Raw genomic sequence first — 18305 nt, 5'->3', positions numbered from 1 at the left:
ATGATTACTCAAATTTCATTTTTAATAATGGGTGTTCTGGCTGTATTTCTTTCTGTTCTGATGATCACCCGCAAATGGCCTGTTACGGCGGCAATGATACTTATCATTGTCATGATGCTTCTTGCTGGTATGTATGGTTTACTTGGCGCACACTTTTCAGCTGTTTCGCAAATCATCGTTTATGCAGGCGCGATTATGGTTGTGTTTGTTTTTGTGATTATGCTTTTAAATTTACCTCCTGCGGAATTAAGATATGGTCGTTTGACTATAAGTGAACTTGTTTTAATTTCTCTTGGTTTTATAATGGCATTATTTTTGGGAACAAAAGTAGGGCAAGGTTACTTAATTGCAAATTTAAGTTCGAATACACTAGTCAATGCGCGTCCTCCTTATTATCCCGATGCAATGAATGAAAATGTAAAAAATGTTTCTGCTCTGATGTTCACCGATTACTTATGGGCATTTGAGTTAATTAGTTTTTTAATTTTAGTCGCGATAATTGGTGCTATAGTTATAGCAAAGAAAGCGAAGGTGAGCGATGCCAAGTCTTCCTGAATTAGGTATTTATTTTTCATTATTATTATTTATTATTGGCTTATTTGGTGTCATGTTAAGAAAAAATTTAATATTTATGATGCTAAGTGTAGAGATTATGTTAAATGCCGCGAATCTTGCTTTTATTAGTGCGAGTTCAATGACTCACACAATGGACGGTCAAGTGATCATGTTTTTTGTCATGGCTGTGGCAGCTTGTGAGGCAGGCGTAGGTCTTGCTCTTATCATTTCTCTTTACCGTGCGAAGTCAAGTGTCGAAATTGACGACCTCAGAATACTGAGAGGATAAAAATGCAAGAACAAACCTTACTTACTTTAATTGTTTTATTACCTCTTTTAGGCGCATTGATAAACGCATTTGTATTACGATTTGCAAATGTGGGTGTCGTTTGTACTGTGGCTACGTTTGTTGTGGCGCTTCCTTTTGTTTTTTCATTAATGTTGTTTTTTGGGTCTGTTTCTGAAGGGACAGCAGTGACTGTCGATCTCTTCAATTGGATTTCGGTGCCATTAATAAATGGAAAAGAATTTAATATCCCATTTGCCCTTACAGCAGATAGATTATCGGGGATATTTTTACTTGTAATTACAGGTGTTGGATCATTAATTCATCTTTATTCCGGTGAATATATGGTTCACGAAAAAAACCCATATCGATTTTTTGTTTATTTAAATTTATTCATTGTTTCGATGTTATTGCTTGTTCTTGGTTCTAATATGCTTGTCACCTTTTTGGGATGGGAAGGTGTGGGCGTGTGCTCTTATTTACTCATAGGTTATTGGTATGAAGATAAAGACAACTCAATGGCAGCAATTAAAGCATTTATTGCCAACCGCGTTGGTGATGCCGGCTTTTTAATTGCTATGTTCCTCTGTTATATGCTTTTTAAGACTATTAATTATAGTGAATTGGCAGCAATTATTGCCGCTTCACCGCAAACTTTTTTAGCAGATCATTCCATTCAAATTACATTAATTGGGCTTTGCTTATTGCTGGGAGTAGCTGGTAAGTCAGCACAAATTCCACTATATACTTGGCTGCCTGATGCTATGGCGGGTCCTACTCCTGTATCTGCCTTAATCCATGCAGCAACGATGGTGACTTCAGGTATTTATTTGATGAACCGCGTGAGTTATATGTTGGTTCTCAGCCCCACTGTGATGACAACAATTGCTATTGTCGGTGCGGCAACCGCAATTCTTTCGGCAACAATTGGTTTTGCACAAACAGATATTAAAAAAGTTCTTGCTTATTCAACATGCAGTCAGCTTGGTTATATGGTTTTAGCATGTGGTGTTGGCGCCTTTCAATATGGTGTTTCTCATGTTGTTACCCATGCTTTCTTTAAAGCTTGTTTATTTCTGGGTGCTGGAAGTGTCATTCACGCAATGCATCATGAACAAGATATTCGTAAAATGGGCGGTTTATTAAAAAAGATGCCCATTACCTCTGTTACCTTCATAATCGCCACTCTTGCGATTATTGGTTTTCCAGGTTTTTCAGGATTCTTTTCAAAGGATGCGATCCTTGCTGCTGCTTGGTCCGGCCCTTTTGGCAATCCTATTTTTTGGTTCGTTGGTTGGATTACAGCAGGATTTACAGCATTTTACATGCTACGTTTAACATGGCTGGTCTTTTTTGGAACGTGTCGTGCCGAGCATCCAGAGCACATACACGAAACAAATATTGTTATCACTTTGCCACTTGTATTGCTTGCAGCACTTTCTATTTTAGGAGGTCTCATTGCTATTCCTGAAGTGTTTACAGGTAAAACAGATTTCATCACGCAATTTTTATCGCCCGTATTGGGTCAAGCCCAATCTGTCATGAATGCGGCAGGATTCCACGGTGTTCATTTGAGTCATACGATGGAGTTTGGTCTCATGGGGGCATCGGTTCTCATTGTTTTAGTGGGAGCTCTCTTTGCTATTTCCGTTTACAAGAATGGTCCACAAGGTGGTGATAAGTTTGCAAAAGCTTTTGGTCCTATTTACCACTTAGTACGTGATAAATGGCGTGTTGATGAATTCTATGAGCTTATTTTAATTCGCCCCCTCGCAAAATTTGGGAGAATCCTTCACAGCTTTATTGATAAAACAATTATTGAAGGAGTTGTTAATGGTATTCCTGAAACACTTTACACCGGAACGAGTGTAGCGAGTGATGCGCAAACGGGAATGGCAAGGAATTATCTCAAGTTTATTTTTATTAGTGTGTTTATTTTTGGGTTAATTCTATTTATTTGAGCAGGTGAGAGGACACAATGGTCGATGGCGTTTCGCAGTGGATTTTATCACTGCTCATAATATTTCCATTATTGGTTGCTTTATTAATTGTCATTATTCCTTCTAATGCCGATTGTCGTTTGCATAAAAATATTGCATTAGTTGGTACAATAATAGAGCTTATTTTTTCTCTACATTTGATTAAATATTTTGTGCCAAATTCAGCACAATTTCAGTTTGCACAAGTTTTGCCTTGGCTCCCTGAAGTAACAGGAATTAAATATATTGTGGGAGTTGATGGGTTAAATTTAATACTCGTTCTCCTTTCTACAGTATTTTCTGTTATTGTTATGCTAACTACTTACTCATCAATTAAGACAAAAATAAAAGGATTTTTAGCACTTTTCCTTCTGCTAGAATCTGCCATAATTGGTGTCTTTGTATCATTAGATGTTGTTCTGTTTTATGTATTTTGGGAACTTACTTTAATACCTGTTTACTTCATGTTAGGCATTTGGGGCGGTAAAAATCGCGTATATGCGACTATAAAGCTATTTGTTTATGGAGTTATAGGAAGTTTATTAATGCTTGTGGCTTTAATATATCTTTATTATACTCATTCAATTCATAATGGTGGTGTGTATTCCTCAAACCTACTTGATTTATATAGAACTGCAGCAGCATTGCCTTTTGCAACACAAGCATGGCTCTTTTTAGCTGTTACGTTAGCTTTTGGTATTAAAGTTCCTATTTTTCCATTTTATACATGGCTGCCCGATACATATGAACAAGCACCTGCAACATATACACTTTTATCAGGAGTCATCTTAAAGCTTGCTGCATATGGGTTAATCCGTTTTAGTGTTTGTTTGTTTCCAGCAGCAGCAACATATTTTGCAAAACCTATAATGGTACTTGCTTTAATAGGAATTATTTACGGAGCTCTTATTGCTTGGCAGCAAACAAATGTGCGTCGCATTATGGCTTTCTCTTCCTTAAGTCACTTGGGTTTTATAGTTATTGGTATTTTTTCATTGAACACCATTGGATTGCAGGGTGCTCTTTATCAAATGATAAATCATGCTGTGACAGCGGGCGCTCTTTTTATCCTTTTTAATTTCCTATATGAAAGAAGAGGATCTTTTGAGCTCGATGATTTTGGTGGTCTTGCTAAAGTCTTACCTTGGTATGGCTTTTTCTTTGTTATTGCCGCCATGGGTTCAGTCGCTTTGCCAAGTACAGGAAGCTTTATTGGAGAGTGGCTTATTTTAATTGGAGCCTTTCAAGCGCAACCCGTCATTGGATCTCTTGCTACTTTGGGTGTGATTTTTGGAGCTGTTTATATATTACTTGCAACATATAGAATAATATTTGGTCCTTTAAATAAAGAAGAAAATAAGCATATTCAAGGCTTAAATAGAAATGAAGTGATACAGCTTAGTATTTTGTCAGTGCTTATTTTTGTATTAGGGTTTGCTTCTTCTCCAATATTACAACATACGAAGCCAACATTAATTAATATTGAAAAAAGTGTGAATACAAACTCACCTTACATGTCTGAACTTGCAAATATACATGATGGGTTTCTTTATCCTCTTAACAAATTTCCGTCTGATAGCCATGAAGGAGTAAAATGATGTCAGCAGATTTTATGATGTCTCAACTCCAAGGAACTGTGAAAACCGCCATTCAAACCAGATTGTGGGAAGATATTCTGCCTTCTCAGTCTTTTTATTACTTAGCGTTACCTATCCTTTTGTTGCTGATTGGTGGTTTGGTAACTATGATTTTAGGTGTGTTTAAAACGGATCCTGACAAACCGAGCTATCCTGCTTGGTACGTTGCTATAGGCGTTTGTTTTGCGGCCGCTTCTGTGGCAATTTTTTCACATACCCCACTGCCACGCTCTTATTTGGGAAGTGGTGTTTTAATTGATGGAATATCGAGAACATCTTTTATAGTGATATCAATTGGTACTTTATTTACGTTAATGGCTTGTTCTATGACATCATTTGGCAAGCAATTGTTACGTTCTGAATTTTTAACATTGATTTTATTTTCATCTGCCGGTCTCATGGTCATGTGTGCTGCCGGTGAATTTTTAAGCTTTTTTATTGGCCTTGAGCTTACAAGTATTTCTCTTTATGTTCTTGTGGGATACCAACGCCGTTCTTTACAGGGCATGGAAGCAGCAATTAAATACTTTATATTAGGAGCTGCAGCTGCTGCGTTACTTTTGATGGGTGCCGCCTTAATTTATGCGAGTATTGGTTCCTTACGATTTGTTGATTTTAAAACGCTTGATATTTCTTATTCAAATCCTTTTGGGTTAGTTGGAATTTTACTTATTTTTTGTGGTCTTGCATTTAAATTGGCAATTGCTCCTTTTCATTCTTGGGCGCCCGATGTTTATCAAGGTGCTAATTCGCATTTAACAGGATACATGGCATCATTGGTAAAATTCAGTGTGGCTGTTGTTATTTTAAGATTATTAAGCGATGGCTTTGGATCGGGAGAGCGTACAGGATTAATCATTGTTTTCTGGTTATTTGGAGCGCTTTCTATTGCCGTTGGATCTTTATTTGGTCTCGTTCATAACAGTATCAAACGTATTTTGGCTTATTCTTCAGTGGCAAATGCAGGGTACTTTTGCTTAGCTTTTGCTTCTCTTACCATGAATCCAAATAGTCTTGAAGCAAAACAATCTTTAATGTCATACGCGGTTATTTACGCTGTTTTAAGTTTAGGAGCGTTTACTGTTATTGCTTGGTTTGAAGATTCCAATAGGGAAGATCTTTTAAAAGAAGAGCTTGCCGGAATGGGTGCTAAAAAACCAATTGCTGCAATTACTTTAAGTGTATTTTTGTTTGGCTTTGCGGGTATTCCTCCTGTTGCTGGATTTTTCGGAAAGTTTTTCTTGTTACTTTCGGCAATCAATCAAGGATTTATAGGTTTATCCATTATTTTAGTCATATTTAGCTGCTTGTCGTTGTTTTATTATCTGTCCATTATGTCTGAAATTTGGTTTAAACCTGCGACTCGCTATTCTGCGCAAAATCCTCAATCTGAAGAAACAAATTCGGGTATGATGGTGATATCTGTTATTGCCGCCGTTGCCGCTATTGTTATTGGAATTGTGGGGCCTCGTTGGGCAATTAGTTTAAATTATACTCAAGCTTCAGAAAAAAACATGCGAATTATAAATACAGCTGATTTACATCCTATTGATCATAATAAACTGACGCCTACGAGTGATAAGTAGCCGTTCATTTATAAAAATATCTTTATGCCTCGGCTTGGTCGAGGCTTTTTTTTTGAGGTTTTAACAAATGCGTTATTTTGATCTTATTTCTCAGACGCTAAAAAATCAGAATATAGGTAATAATCTTTATGAACAACTTCCTCTACAATTTTACAGCACAAATTATCATGATTTTTACGATAAAATAAAAAATTATTTAGACTCATGTATTCATAAATTTGGTTTTAAAAATAATGTTTTTATTTTGACTGACTCAAAAGATAAGCTGTCGGAAATTAAAAATAGTAAAACTATAAATGAAAAAATTATTGATTTATTGAGTAGTGATTTCAATGTCATTCACAAAAGTCTTTCGGTCTCCAAATCTGTTGATACCGATGAAATTCATGCTTCTGAATATTATTTAAATGAAACGATTAATCTCATTGAAGCAGAAAAAAATAATTTTATTTTTATTTCGTTGGGTAGTGGAGCTATCACAGATTTATTAAAACATGCGTTATATTTAAATAAAAAAGATACCATTTTTATTTCTATTCCTACTGCAATGACAGTGACAGCTTTTACTTCCTCTTTTTCTGTTGTTGATTTAGAGGGAGCCAAGAGAACAAGACAATCTAAAATTGTAAATGCTACATTTTGGATTGAGCCTCTATTGCAAGCAGCTCCTTTAAACTTATCGCGTGCCGGGTTTGGCGATTTGCTCGCTCGATTTGTCGCCTACGGAGATTGGTATTTATCTTATAAACTCGGAATTGCTGAGAACTATAACGAATTGGCATATCATTTAATGGAGATTTATGCCGATCCATTAAAACAAATGGCAAATTGTTTTCAGCAAGAATTTTTAACAAGTGATGCTATTGAAATTATATCTGCATCCCTTGCTATGGCAGGCATTTCTATGTCTTTAAGTGGTGAAACAACGCCTTTGAGTGGTTATGAGCACGTGATCAGTCATGGATTGGATTTTTTACGTCTTACATCGCGACGTTCTTTAGTTCTTCATGGTGAGCAGGTTGCGCTTGCTTCATTAACGAGTGCAATGACTTTTGATTGGTTATTAGAATTTGAAGAGTTTGATACTAAAAAAATGAGGACAATGAATGAGAAAGAAATTCAAAAAATAATAACGCAATTTATGAGCAATGCTCCTTTCTTTGGAAATAAGAATGATGCAGATGAAATAAATCCTGATGAATTAAATAAAGTTAAAAAAATATTTGCGGAAGATTATATTATTAAAAGCGATAAATGGAATTTAGCTAAAGAAAACATTTCTGAATTCCAAAATAACTGGGCGGAAATTAAAACACATATTACAAAAATCACAATGCGTTCTGATGAAATGCAAAGACTTTTAGAACAAGCGAATTTACCAACTTATCCTGAAGCAACATTCCCAACGACGACAGCTTTAGAATTTAGATGGGCTTTAAGATTTTCTCCTTTTATCCGTTCTCGTTTTAGCGTTGCTGATTTTATATTTTGGATAGGAGAAGATCCTTGTATTGCGGCTGCTATTTAGGCATATCAAAATCAACTTCAGGATAAAATTGGAACGGAAATTTATAAGCAATACACTCCGTATGTTCTGTTAAATCAGCTAAAGGATAATTATCTTTATATTTATATGATGAATATGGAATTGTGTTTAAAATAATATGGCCAGGTTCTTTTTTTAATGAGCTAATAACATATTTATTAGTTGATTCGCCAAGGGTATATTTATACCCATTTTGTAATCCCCAATTGGACATTTTTTTATAAATATTTCTTAATAGGCCATATTTTTGATAATCTTTATCCACTGCAACCATCCAAGTATGAGTTCCTATATTTTTTTCAACATTAAATTCATGTTCATGATTTATATAAAGTGAATTTATGAGATTAAATAATATTTGCATCTTATCAGAAAGTTCAACTTTAGGATTATACTCATCATAAATATCTGTAAATACAAGAGCAGAAACAACACTATCCTTACTTTTATCAATCGCTATCCAAGTTAATTTTTGATGATAAGAATGCATGAGTAATCCTGAAACAAATTCTCTCAAATCATTATCAGTCAATTTTAAGTGTTTGCCAACAGGCTCAATTTCTGTGAATACGGAAATAAGTAAATCCAAGCAGGGGTTAAAATATTTATCGTTTAATAACAAATAATTAAATTCAATATTATTCATGATAAATTCCTCATACAAAATGAATAATGAAGATGAATACTCAGGAGTCTCTAATTTTGAGATTTAAAAATTATAACATAGTATTTTCTTTTTATATGAATAAATTTAAAAAGCAAGAGTATAAAAAAATATTTTTTTATACATAATTATTATATTTTAAATAAAAATATAAATATTTCATTTGTATTTAAAATATTAATAAGGCTTCATACCTTTTTTATTTTTTGCTGTTATTGAGGTTGTTTTACCAAGACTTTTTTGAATAAATTTAAGGACTTTTTTTTTCAATTCTTTATTTTCATCTAAAATTAGTTTTAGCAATTCCAGTTCATCGGATGCTCTCATTTTTTTCTTATCTTTATCTTTTGGTAATGCCATTAAGAAGTACCTCCAATAGAGATATCGGAGGTTTGAATCAGACTCTTAAAATGGTGCTGTCAGTGTCAAAGTTTTGCTGCGTTTTTAATATCTTCAATCAAATCATCGGGATTTTCAATACCTACGGAGAAACGCAATAGATCTGATGAAATACCTAGCTTTTTGCGGTGTTCTGCTGGTACGCTGGCGTGCGTCATTGTTTCAGGATGATTCACGAGAGATTCAACTCCACCAAGACTTTCTGCAAGAGAAAAGTATTTTAGTCGAGATAAATATTTTTTCACAGTATCAAAATCACCATGAATGCGCGCAGAAATCATTCCTGAAAATCCACGCATTTGTTTTTTTGCAAGGGCATGCTGCGGATGGGATTCTAGTCCTGGAAATATGACCTCAGAAAATATATTCATATTTTGCATTTCTTTTGCAACGAGCAAGGCATTTTCATGATGTTTTTTCATTCTGAGAGAAAGTGTTTTAATACTTCTGAGTAATAAAAATGCTTCGAAAGGGGCATTCACACTTCCTGCAGCAAATTGTAAAAATTTTAATTGTTCAGCTAAGTCGTCATTATTTAACATGAGACAACCGCCTACCATATCACTATGTCCACCAATATATTTTGTTGTACTATGTAATACAATATCAGCACCAAAGTCAGTTGGATTTTGAAAAATAGGTGAGCAAAACGTATTATCAACAACAGTCAAAGCACCCTGTTTTTTAGCAATTTTAGCAACGGATTCAATGTCAATGAGTTTTAAAAGTGGGTTGGTTGGGGTTTCAATCCAAACTAATTTTGTATTTTTAGTAAAATGAGGTTCTATATTTTTTGCATGAGTCATGTCGATAAAATCGAAATGAATATTATATTTTGAAAATATTTTTCGAAAGAGTCGACCTGTACCGCCATAGACATCGTCGCAAACAAGGACGTGATCCCCCGGATTTAAAAGTTGTGCTACAGCGCCTACAGCAGCAAGACCCGATGCAAATGATATGGCATGCTTTGTTCCTTCTAGCGCGGCAAGGGAAACCTCTAAAGCGGTGCGTGTAGGATTACCGGCGCGCGAATAATCATAAATTTTAGGATGTCCTGGGCTTTCTTGAACATATGTTGATGTTTGATAAATAGGAGTCATAATGGCTCCTGTTACTTTATCCGGTTCGACACCGGCATGCACACAAATGGTATCAAAATGCTTGCTATGACGATTCATGGATTGTCTCCTTGTTGAATTTCAGGAAATTCATTGAAATTTAACTTGTGCAAATTGAGAAATATATTTTTAAAATATTCTCTTTGTTCGGTTACATCTAAAGGGATTGAAGAATTTTTTAGCAAATTTTTAACAATATTTGATTCCATCATATCCGAGTAGAGTTCACAAACAATAGGGTTCAATGCTAAGGAAGGTAAGCTGATATTTGATGCCATTATTCCTGCATTATGAAGCATATGTCTTGGAAATAAAGTCTGTTCATGAACCCAGTCTGTGTAACCTTGCTCATAAAATTGGATAAAGACCTGCTCATCTTTGTGATACATTTTATCACCGACAATCCACTGCCCAATAGCTGCTAAATGAATGCGAATTTGATTTGTTCTTCCTGTCTGTGGAAGACAAGCATACATTGTGTAATCTTCAAATGTACCCAGTTTTGAAAACCATGTTTCTGCTTGTTGAGGTAAATTTCCATTGACCCAAAGTTTAAGGCGAATTAATGAATTCTCAGGTTCTCCAATGGGTAAGCTGACTCTAAAATGATTTGGTAAATTATTTTTTCCTTTTGCAACAGCGATGTACATTTTTTCAATGTTACCTTGCCTAAAAGCATCCGAAATAATGCTACGGGTTTCTGTTTTTCTTGCGCAGGCAAGGATACCACTTGTTTCTCTATCAATACGGTGCACGGCAGCACAATCGCTATAACCCATTTTTGCAGAAATATTTACAAAAGTATTTTTACCATATATTCCAGCGGCATGTATCACCATATTAGGTGGTTTTGCAAAAATGCATAGGTCGCCATCATCAAAAATAACATCAAGTTTATCGATGACGTCGGGTTCGTATTCCGTTGGATGATAGAGCCAAATTTGGTCATAATTTTTTAATTTATAAGTAGGCTTGATTTTATTGAGATGAACTTTATCTTTTATTTTTCGATGTGCCCCATGCTCAATAAGCACTTCGCCATTTTGAATTCTTTCACGCCACGTGTCACGATTGTGAAATTGAAATTTACTTGCCATGTAGGCATCAATTCTTTCTTCACTTTGAATATTTTCTAAATGAGATCCTATTTTTCTAAAATCTTCCTGCTTTGGCTCCAGTGTTCGATCGATTTTCTTAGGATCGCGTGCTTTCATCATGCTCTGCATGACTTGTCCAATTTTTCCTTCTTCATGTAGATTTGTAAAAGAAGGAATTATTGAATTTTGGTTAGTGATTTTTTTAATTTTATTAAGCTTATTTTCAACTTCTATTTTTTCAAATTTAATAGTATTTTTATTTTTAAGAAAATGACTTTTATATTCAATAATCATATTCGTTTCAATACTAGGAATAATTTCAATTTTAAAATTATGTTTTGGATTAATAGAATTTATAATACTTAAGATTATTTCTGCATTACCGCCAGTAAAATAGCAACGGCAAGGATTGTGCATATTTAAAGTTGCCATAACGCTAGAAGCTGTAGATAAAAAGACCCCTCGCTGTACATAAATTTCTTGATTCCAATCCTTATCCTGTGGGAATACTTTATTTGAATTTGCATGGAAAAGGGGGACAAGTGCTGTGTAGTGATTTATGGCATTTAATGCCATTTGAATACCAGGAAAAATATAATTTTCAATTATATTAAGTGAGGGTGAAACCCCTTCACAAGTTACCGCAGTGCCAAATGAAAATACGACAATATTTTCATTGTTTTTTTGCGCTTGCTTACTTGCAAATAAAAGTTTTAAAGCACGATCTTCTCCAAGCCGACTTACATCATACTCATTTGAAAGATTAACAATGCTTAATATTTCTTTCTCAATAATTTTAGTATCCTGAAATGTCATTTCAGGGAAAATGGAATTCAAATACTCTTTTATTTTACTTATTGCTAAGTTTGTTTTTTCAGACGTTGTCACAGAAGTGTATAGTATATCGATTTTTTGCATTCTATCGACAATGAAACCATCTAAGCATGGTTTAAGAGCTTCACGAATTTTATTTTTTTCTGATGATAATATTGAATCATAAGGAATATCAATCTGGTATTTATTTAAATTAGAGCATTGGAAAGCAAAATGAATGGTTGTATTTCCAAAATCAATGGCTACGGTTGGAGTTATATTTTTAATTAAACTCACCTTGTTTTCGTTAGGGTTCTTTTTTTCTGCAACACTTTCTTTGAGAGTCACTTCTCCCGTTATAATGGGTTTGTTTGTACCACTTAAAATGAGCCCTGCATTTTCATCTAGTCCTACAAATTCACCTTGTCTTGTTCCTTTGTCAACAGATAGCAAAGTTCCAATGGGAAGCGATCTCTCTAAAGTTAACGCTCTTAATTGTGATTTTCCTCGCGATGTACAAATGTAGTCAGAAATTTCTTTTTGAAGTGTTTCGCAAAATTTATTCAAAATGGCTTGACGAAACTCTGGTGTGGCAAGGGTTTTATTTATTTCTCTTTTATTAGACTTATTCTTTTCATTAAAAAATAAACTTTCCCAGAATGAGACAGATTTTTCAATTTGCGGATGATTAAAAAAATTCAAGCCGATACCAATATAAAAATCGCCAATTTTTGAACCTGATGTCGATGTTTCACAAAGTATACCACTGATTTTTTTATACTTTGTAATTAACTTTGAATCTGTTAATTTTTCAGAAATAAAAATGATATCATTTGGCCATTTAATGTAAATATTTTTATCGATATTGTATGTTAAATAAGGGAAAGTCGATTTGATAAAGCTTTCTGTTACTTTTAAGGCATCGTAAAGAGCGCAGCCCATAATAGCAGTAATCCATTCATAAGGAATTTTAATGCGTTCGCTTGGAATGACAAAAGTAACAGGAAGAAAATCGTTATGTTCTAAAACAACATCGGAAAGGTGATCATAAAAAACAATTTGTCCATCTAATTTGTCGCTTGCAATATTTGAGGAATTTATTTGCTGCCAGGATGATCCTCCGCGCCCTCTTGCTTGGGTCTGTGATTTGGCAACCACCGCTATGATTTGTCCGTCATGGTTATGATTCTGCATATATTGTTTCGCAAAATCCATTGTAGAGGTGGTTTGTTCTGTAAAAACAGTAAAATAATCTTTATCTTTCATTTGTATTCCAATGATTATGCAGGAAGGTAGAGTTGTAGGCTCATATCGACCCAAATGGCTTTATGAATTAATGCTCCCATGCTGAGATAATCTACTCCCAGTGAAGCAATTTCTTCGATATTTTTTTCGTCTAAATTTCCACTCAATTCAAGTTTTATATTCTTATTTATTTTATTTTTTTCTTGGACAGCTATTTTAACGTCATCATAAGAAAAGTTATCCAGCATGATCACGTCTGCACCACGATTTAAAGCAGCGCGAAATTCGTTGAGATTGCTAACCTCAATTTCAATTTTAGTCAATATAGGTATATTTTTGTTTAAATTATCAAGAGCTTCTTCAATACTGCCAATGCTCCTTAAGTGATTTTCTTTGAGCATAGCTCCTGTATCAAGGCCGTGTCTGTGATTTCGAGCTCCCGCAACTCTTGTTGCATATTTTTCATAAATGCGCAGCCCTGGAGTTGTTTTTCTTGTTTCAAGAAGTGACACAGTAGAAGAATATTTTCGAATTTCCGATAAAATAGATTTTGTTTTTGTAGTAATACCGCTTAATTTTGAGCTTAAATTTAGAGCCACTCTTTCCGCTAACAGAATGGAGCTGGCGTATCCCTCGCCCGCTATGACCACGCTTCCTTTAGGAATAGAGTCACCCTCTTCAAAGTCGGAGTAGAGTTTTATCTGTCCACTAGAAGTTTGGTTAAAGGTTTCTTGCATTATAGGCAGACCTGAGAGAGTAAAGTCCTGTTTGGCTATAACAAAAAACTGAGCCGTGAGATTTTTGTTAAATCCAGCAAAGAGGGATGGGTCTCCCGCTCCGTGGTCTTCGTCAAGCCATTGTACAATGTCATTAATAATACGGTGCGGTGCGACACCCAGTTTTGCGGTACAAAATCCTGTAAAATCGGATTGGCATAGAGCATTTTTTGGCATCAAAAAAGGACAATGAGGCTTTACTTTCGTGAGATCCATAGTGCACCCTAATATAGATAATTTTGCTGCCCTGGACATCCACGGCTGGGTACTCATATCATGAATTTATCAATACAAAAATATTTGCAATCCCATATTGCAAAAAATTTCTTTGAGTGTTTTGAAGAGCTTGAATTAAAAATGCAAAATGGCAATTTTACATCGTGGTCTTTTGCAAATAAAGAAGGCTGTTTATCCTCTTTTTGGGCGGATGAGTGTTTCTTAAATAAGACTGCTTTATCAGATGACTCAGGATATTTATTACACCCTAATTTTGATTTATCAAGTATAACAAAACCTCTATTTTTAAATCTATATTTCAGAATTTTATTTAAAAATGAATTTGTTGATATTATAAATACACCAATAAATGAATATGCTGTTAATAAAATTATAAATGATAGCAATGATGAATTAATTCACTTTATTATGAATAATAAAGTGAATTATACATTAAATTCTTTTTTATCGCATACATCAGGAGTAAAAAGATGGTCATGGATGGGCAAAGGCTTTTGGTCTCATCTGACCACATCGCATCATAAAGATCCTAATATATTACATCATCATGTCGATTTATCAAATAAGAATGCTTCAGAAATTATAAAAAGGAATTTAAATTTACTGTCTATCAAGGCATTTCAAGAAGACATGTTTGATCAAACGATATATTCAGATATTAATTATTTTATTTTAGCCAGAATTGCGGAATCATTTTACTTAAATGATAAAAAATGGGATGGAGTTATAAATCTTTTAAATGAAAAATTAAATACAAATTTTTTCTATTCGGGCTTGAGTCCTGAAAAAAATAAAATGTCAGTTCCTTATTACCCCTATATTTCAAATTATAATGATTTAAATAATAATTTGGAAACAACTAAAGATAATTTTTACGGATTTGTTCACGATACTAACGCAAATATTCTTTCCTCATTAGGTTCCTCAAAAAATATTATTTCAGGACATGCGGGTTTTTTTGGAAATGTCACGGATGTTATGAAAGCAATGCCCACTTTAATTCAAACACAGTATGAATATTTAAAATTAAATAAAAATTATTCTAATAAAAGATTTATATATGGATTAGATACTCCTACAACGCAGGAATCAACGGCAGGATTGCATGATTGGGATAAATATCAAATGAATGTTTTCGGTCATTTGGGCTATTCTGGCACATCATTTTGGTTTTTAAAAGACGAAAATGATGCCCGTGGTCATTTTCATATTTTATTGACTAATAGAACTTCGCAAAGGCAGAAATATGGAGTTGAAAAATGCCCTCGTATATATATTTACTCAGATTTTAATTCTAAATCAACGAAATTTTTTCAATCAATAGGAGATGCCGTTTGTGAAATAACTAAAACAGAAGCATTTGAAACGATTTCTGAATATTATGGAATGTCTAAGAAAATTTGGGATCAATCTGTTATTCGAACGCCACCAAATATAAATGATGTGAGACGATTCACTGGCAATAAACTATGGAATATATAATATGATAAAAAAGACATTATTTTTAATTATTGTTATTTTGAGTTTATGTTTTGGCTATATATTTTATTGGTTTGTTTCTCCAAATCCGGAGCATTCACAATCCGTTGATTATAATCTGACGGAAGGTTCTTCCTTTTCACGTGTTGCAAATGATTTAGAAAAGGAAAATATTTTAAGCAATCCTAAATTATTTGTTTTTTACGCAAAAATAACCCATTTGACAGGGAATTTAAAAGTAGGAACCTACCGTTTTCCTGTAGGCATCTCTCCGCAGCAAATACTCATGAAACTTATTCATGGTGATATCGTAACAATAAAAGTGACAATTCCTGAAGGTTTGAATATTTATCAAGTGGCTGAAAAACTTTCAAAGGATTTTCCTAAAGTCCCAGAAAAAAAATGGGTCGAATTAGCTCATTCAGCTGAACTTATTCAATTTTTAGGATACGATCATAACTTAAAAAATTTAGAAGGGTTTTTATTGCCTGAAACCTATGTTTTTGATCCCAATTTACCTCCAAAACAAGTGATCAAAGCTTTTATTGTTGAGTTTAAAAAGAACGTGACTCCGGCTATGATCGCGAAAGCGAAGCAATTGGGACTCAATCCTATGCAATACATTACGTTGGCATCAATTATTGAAAAAGAAACAGGAGTCCCTGCTGAGAGGGAACGAGTAGCGGGAGTTTATTGGAATAGACTCAAAAAAAATATGCGTTTACAGGCTGATCCTACAGTCATTTATGGGATATGGTTTAAATATAAGGGCTCGCTGACAAAAAAAGATTTGCTAACTCCGACACCCTATAATACCTATGTGACTTTCGGATTGCCTCCAGGACCTATTGCAAGTCCAGGGATAGCAAGTCTCAAAGCGACATTAAATCCCATATCAAATGATCTTTATTTTGTCGCAAAGGGTGATGGGACACATGTTTTTAGTACAAATTTGAAAGATCATAATAAAGCGGTTCGAAATTACGTCATATATTTGCGAGCAAATAAGCACAAGGAATGAATTCAGAATGAGAAATTTTTACGAAGTTGAAGGAAAATATTTTTTAGATTTTTCGAAATATATGGAGGAATGGGAAGATTATCTTGGAATATATTTAAAAGATGGCAGTGAAAAAAAGGGAGCTGCGCAAAGCTTGGCTGCTCATGTTCAAAAATTATGGAATCATTTTAATCAAGAAAGAGAAAAGCTTGATAAACATTATATGGAATCGGCAATAGGTTTACAATCCTATGTTTCTTCATTTTTACTGCCTAATATTGAGCGTGTTTTTTCTACCTTAGTTAAAGATGAAAATATATTTGCCATTGAAAGCTTATTTCATAATGAAAATGATGAGCTTGTTATTGCTGATTTTGGTTGCGGTCCTTTAAGTGGATCGGTAGCAATTTTAGCTTTATTAGAATATATGTTTAAAAATAATCCACGACTCCAAATTCCAAAAAAAATATTTATATACGCTATCGATCGTTCTGAAAAAATAGTCGACTTTGGTTCTAAAATAATTAAAAAATCTGAAATTTCAGAGTCACAAATAGCAGTAGAGCGTATCACTTCTCCTGAAAAAATGGTCAAACAACCGCAAATTGTATTATGTATTAATATATTCAATGAAATTCCTGAAAAGCATCGTCTTAAAACTTTAAATTCACTTTATTCTAAAATGCCACAGGGTGGTGTTGTTCTTATTATGGAGCCAGGTCAAGAAGAGCATGCGAAAGCTCTTGGTACCTTAAGAGATGATTTTTTACAATCGTCAGAAGATTGTGAAATTATTTCTCCTTGTGCTCATAAAAAACCTTGTCCATTATCATCAAAAAGTACACGAAAAGATTGGTGCTGGTTCCGTCATGCTTGGAATCCTCCTAAAACTTTAAGTTTAATTGATAAATATTCAAAAGTTGATCATTATGAATTAAATTTTTCTTATCTTTTTTTCCAAAAAAATAAGGTGAAATCTGCTGAAAATTATTTTGCACGCTGTGTGAGCGATGAATTTAGAGTTGATTTAAAAGGAAATAAAGCGCAACTTAGTTTTTTTGAAAATAATTTAGTTTCAGGTGAAAAATCTGAATTTTTAGAAATGACAAAATCAGACTCTGATTTAAATAAGATATTATTATGCACAAATAATGGTGATTTAGAGTCTGCTTTTGTGATTGCCGACCCAAATGAAAAAGAGTATCGTCGTGGCAGACGTATAAAAGAAAATGCGGAACTCTACATGCGTGCTAAAGAACGGAATGAATGGGTAAAAAAATCTTAGAAGCTTTTAAAAAAATCGAAAGTACCGATGGGCTCAATGAAATGATTCCCGAGCTCACAAGGAAATCTGCGATTTTAATTCCTATTATTTGCCCTCAGGAGGATTGGAATAATAACATTTTAAATATAAAAGCCTGGAAAGTTATTTTCACTATTCGGGCATCTCATTTAAAGGAACATGCGGGTGAAGTCTCATTTCCGGGAGGTCGTATTGATCACAATGAAACTCCTTTACAAACTGCGTTCAGGGAAGCACAAGAAGAAATTTCACTCGATCCCGCACAAGTTTTAGAAACAATTTCTTTAAATAATTCATTTGCCCGTTCGGGTTATCATATCACGCCTTTTTGCTCGCTCATTTTAAATGAAAATCATTTGGAACGTTATGAAAATGAAGTGAGTGATATTATCTCATTGACAATAGAACAATTGATAAACTTAAAATGCTGGAGTGAAGAAAGAAGTATCATGCAATTTAAAAGAAGAGTTTGGCATTTCCCAGTGAAAATAGAAGGAATTGGTGAGATTGATATTTGGGGAGCCACGGGAAATATATTGAAAGATCTCTTGATGAGGTTTGAGTATTTATTAGATAAATAAA

The 18305-nt window shown here is 34.0% G+C and carries 15 protein-coding genes; 10 read left to right on the top strand and 5 right to left on the bottom strand.

What is annotated here, in order from left to right; translation table 11 throughout:
- The 6 genes from AXG55_RS13390 (at position 1) to AXG55_RS13365 (ending at position 7571) form a co-directional block, all read left to right on the top strand.
- Positions 1-555 (top strand): NADH-quinone oxidoreductase subunit J, encoded by a 555-nt coding sequence (locus AXG55_RS13390; RefSeq protein ID WP_148698608.1) that lies wholly within the window; start codon positions 1-3, stop codon positions 553-555.
- Positions 539-844 (top strand): NADH-quinone oxidoreductase subunit NuoK, encoded by a 306-nt coding sequence (nuoK, locus tag AXG55_RS13385; protein ID WP_148698607.1) that lies wholly within the window; start codon positions 539-541, stop codon positions 842-844. Before AXG55_RS13390 ends, nuoK begins: the two co-directional genes overlap by 17 nt.
- A 2-nt stretch (positions 845-846) precedes the next feature.
- Entirely contained in the window at positions 847-2802 is a 1956-nt protein-coding gene (gene nuoL / locus AXG55_RS13380; RefSeq protein ID WP_148698606.1) for an NADH-quinone oxidoreductase subunit L, read from the top strand.
- A gap of 17 nt (positions 2803-2819) precedes the next feature.
- The gene (locus AXG55_RS13375; RefSeq protein ID WP_148698605.1) at positions 2820-4418 is read left to right on the top strand and encodes a complex I subunit 4 family protein; all 1599 of its coding nucleotides are present in this window, start codon (positions 2820-2822) and stop codon (positions 4416-4418) included.
- Positions 4418-6043, top strand: coding sequence for an NADH-quinone oxidoreductase subunit N (locus tag AXG55_RS13370; protein WP_233231231.1), 1626 nt, complete (start codon positions 4418-4420; stop codon positions 6041-6043). The genes AXG55_RS13375 and AXG55_RS13370 overlap by 1 nt, the downstream gene beginning before the upstream one ends.
- A 67-nt stretch (positions 6044-6110) precedes the next feature.
- Positions 6111-7571, top strand: coding sequence for an iron-containing alcohol dehydrogenase (locus AXG55_RS13365; protein WP_148698603.1), 1461 nt, complete (start codon positions 6111-6113; stop codon positions 7569-7571).
- On the opposite strand, the gene AXG55_RS13360 is transcribed toward AXG55_RS13365, so the two are convergent.
- The 5 genes from AXG55_RS13360 to nadC form a co-directional block, all read right to left on the bottom strand.
- On the bottom strand, positions 7564-8235 hold the full coding sequence (locus tag AXG55_RS13360) for a hypothetical protein (protein ID WP_148698602.1): 672 nt from the start codon (positions 8233-8235) through the stop codon (positions 7564-7566). The genes AXG55_RS13365 and AXG55_RS13360 overlap by 8 nt on opposite strands.
- A 195-nt stretch (positions 8236-8430) precedes the next feature.
- The gene (locus AXG55_RS13355; protein ID WP_148698601.1) at positions 8431-8613 is read right to left on the bottom strand and encodes a hypothetical protein; all 183 of its coding nucleotides are present in this window, start codon (positions 8611-8613) and stop codon (positions 8431-8433) included.
- 65 nt (positions 8614-8678) lie between these two features.
- The gene (locus AXG55_RS13350; RefSeq protein ID WP_148698600.1) at positions 8679-9833 is read right to left on the bottom strand and encodes a trans-sulfuration enzyme family protein; all 1155 of its coding nucleotides are present in this window, start codon (positions 9831-9833) and stop codon (positions 8679-8681) included.
- On the bottom strand, positions 9830-12949 hold the full coding sequence (locus AXG55_RS13345) for a type III pantothenate kinase (protein ID WP_148698599.1): 3120 nt from the start codon (positions 12947-12949) through the stop codon (positions 9830-9832). The genes AXG55_RS13350 and AXG55_RS13345 overlap by 4 nt, the downstream gene beginning before the upstream one ends.
- A 14-nt stretch (positions 12950-12963) precedes the next feature.
- Positions 12964-13920, bottom strand: coding sequence for a carboxylating nicotinate-nucleotide diphosphorylase (gene nadC, locus AXG55_RS13340; protein WP_233231230.1), 957 nt, complete (start codon positions 13918-13920; stop codon positions 12964-12966).
- A gap of 60 nt (positions 13921-13980) precedes the next feature.
- Here nadC and AXG55_RS13335 point away from each other — a divergent pair, with 60 nt between their 5' ends.
- The 4 genes from AXG55_RS13335 to AXG55_RS13320 are packed head-to-tail and all read left to right on the top strand — an operon-like array spanning position 13981 to position 18304.
- Positions 13981-15423 (top strand): hypothetical protein, encoded by a 1443-nt coding sequence (locus tag AXG55_RS13335; RefSeq protein WP_148698597.1) that lies wholly within the window; start codon positions 13981-13983, stop codon positions 15421-15423.
- Between the two features lies 1 nt (position 15424).
- Entirely contained in the window at positions 15425-16441 is a 1017-nt protein-coding gene (gene mltG, locus AXG55_RS13330) for an endolytic transglycosylase MltG (protein ID WP_148698596.1), read from the top strand.
- Positions 16442-16448: 7 nt separating this feature from the next.
- Positions 16449-17705, top strand: coding sequence for a small ribosomal subunit Rsm22 family protein (locus AXG55_RS13325; protein ID WP_148698595.1), 1257 nt, complete (start codon positions 16449-16451; stop codon positions 17703-17705).
- Positions 17687-18304: an NUDIX hydrolase gene (locus tag AXG55_RS13320; protein ID WP_148698594.1), complete on the top strand. Its 618-nt coding sequence runs from the start codon at positions 17687-17689 to the stop codon at positions 18302-18304. Before AXG55_RS13325 ends, AXG55_RS13320 begins: the two co-directional genes overlap by 19 nt.
- The last annotated feature ends 1 nt before the right edge of the window (position 18305 follow it).

Source organism: Silvanigrella aquatica (genome assembly GCF_001907975.1).
GTDB lineage: Bacteria > Bdellovibrionota_B > Oligoflexia > Silvanigrellales > Silvanigrellaceae > Silvanigrella > Silvanigrella aquatica.
This window is presented reverse-complemented; position numbering and strand designations above follow the sequence as displayed.

Excerpts from the sequence above, each read along its gene's own strand:
- nuoK (WP_148698607.1), top strand. The coding sequence starts at position 539 with ATGCCAAGTCTTCCTGAATTAGGTATTTATTTTTCATTATTATTATTT.
- AXG55_RS13335 (WP_148698597.1), top strand. The coding sequence starts at position 13,981 with ATGAATTTATCAATACAAAAATATTTGCAATCCCATATTGCAAAAAAT.
- AXG55_RS13360 (WP_148698602.1), bottom strand. The coding sequence starts at position 8,235 with ATGAATAATATTGAATTTAATTATTTGTTATTAAACGATAAATATTTT.
- mltG (WP_148698596.1), top strand. The coding sequence starts at position 15,425 with ATGATAAAAAAGACATTATTTTTAATTATTGTTATTTTGAGTTTATGT.
- AXG55_RS13325 (WP_148698595.1), top strand. The coding sequence starts at position 16,449 with ATGAGAAATTTTTACGAAGTTGAAGGAAAATATTTTTTAGATTTTTCG.
- AXG55_RS13320 (WP_148698594.1), top strand. The coding sequence starts at position 17,687 with ATGGGTAAAAAAATCTTAGAAGCTTTTAAAAAAATCGAAAGTACCGAT.
- AXG55_RS13370 (WP_233231231.1), top strand. The coding sequence starts at position 4,418 with ATGTCAGCAGATTTTATGATGTCTCAACTCCAAGGAACTGTGAAAACC.
- AXG55_RS13345 (WP_148698599.1), bottom strand. The coding sequence starts at position 12,949 with ATGAAAGATAAAGATTATTTTACTGTTTTTACAGAACAAACCACCTCT.
- nadC (WP_233231230.1), bottom strand. The coding sequence starts at position 13,920 with ATGGATCTCACGAAAGTAAAGCCTCATTGTCCTTTTTTGATGCCAAAA.
- AXG55_RS13355 (WP_148698601.1), bottom strand. The coding sequence starts at position 8,613 with ATGGCATTACCAAAAGATAAAGATAAGAAAAAAATGAGAGCATCCGAT.
- AXG55_RS13350 (WP_148698600.1), bottom strand. The coding sequence starts at position 9,833 with ATGAATCGTCATAGCAAGCATTTTGATACCATTTGTGTGCATGCCGGT.
- AXG55_RS13375 (WP_148698605.1), top strand. The coding sequence starts at position 2,820 with ATGGTCGATGGCGTTTCGCAGTGGATTTTATCACTGCTCATAATATTT.
- nuoL (WP_148698606.1), top strand. The coding sequence starts at position 847 with ATGCAAGAACAAACCTTACTTACTTTAATTGTTTTATTACCTCTTTTA.
- AXG55_RS13390 (WP_148698608.1), top strand. The coding sequence starts at position 1 with ATGATTACTCAAATTTCATTTTTAATAATGGGTGTTCTGGCTGTATTT.
- AXG55_RS13365 (WP_148698603.1), top strand. The coding sequence starts at position 6,111 with ATGCGTTATTTTGATCTTATTTCTCAGACGCTAAAAAATCAGAATATA.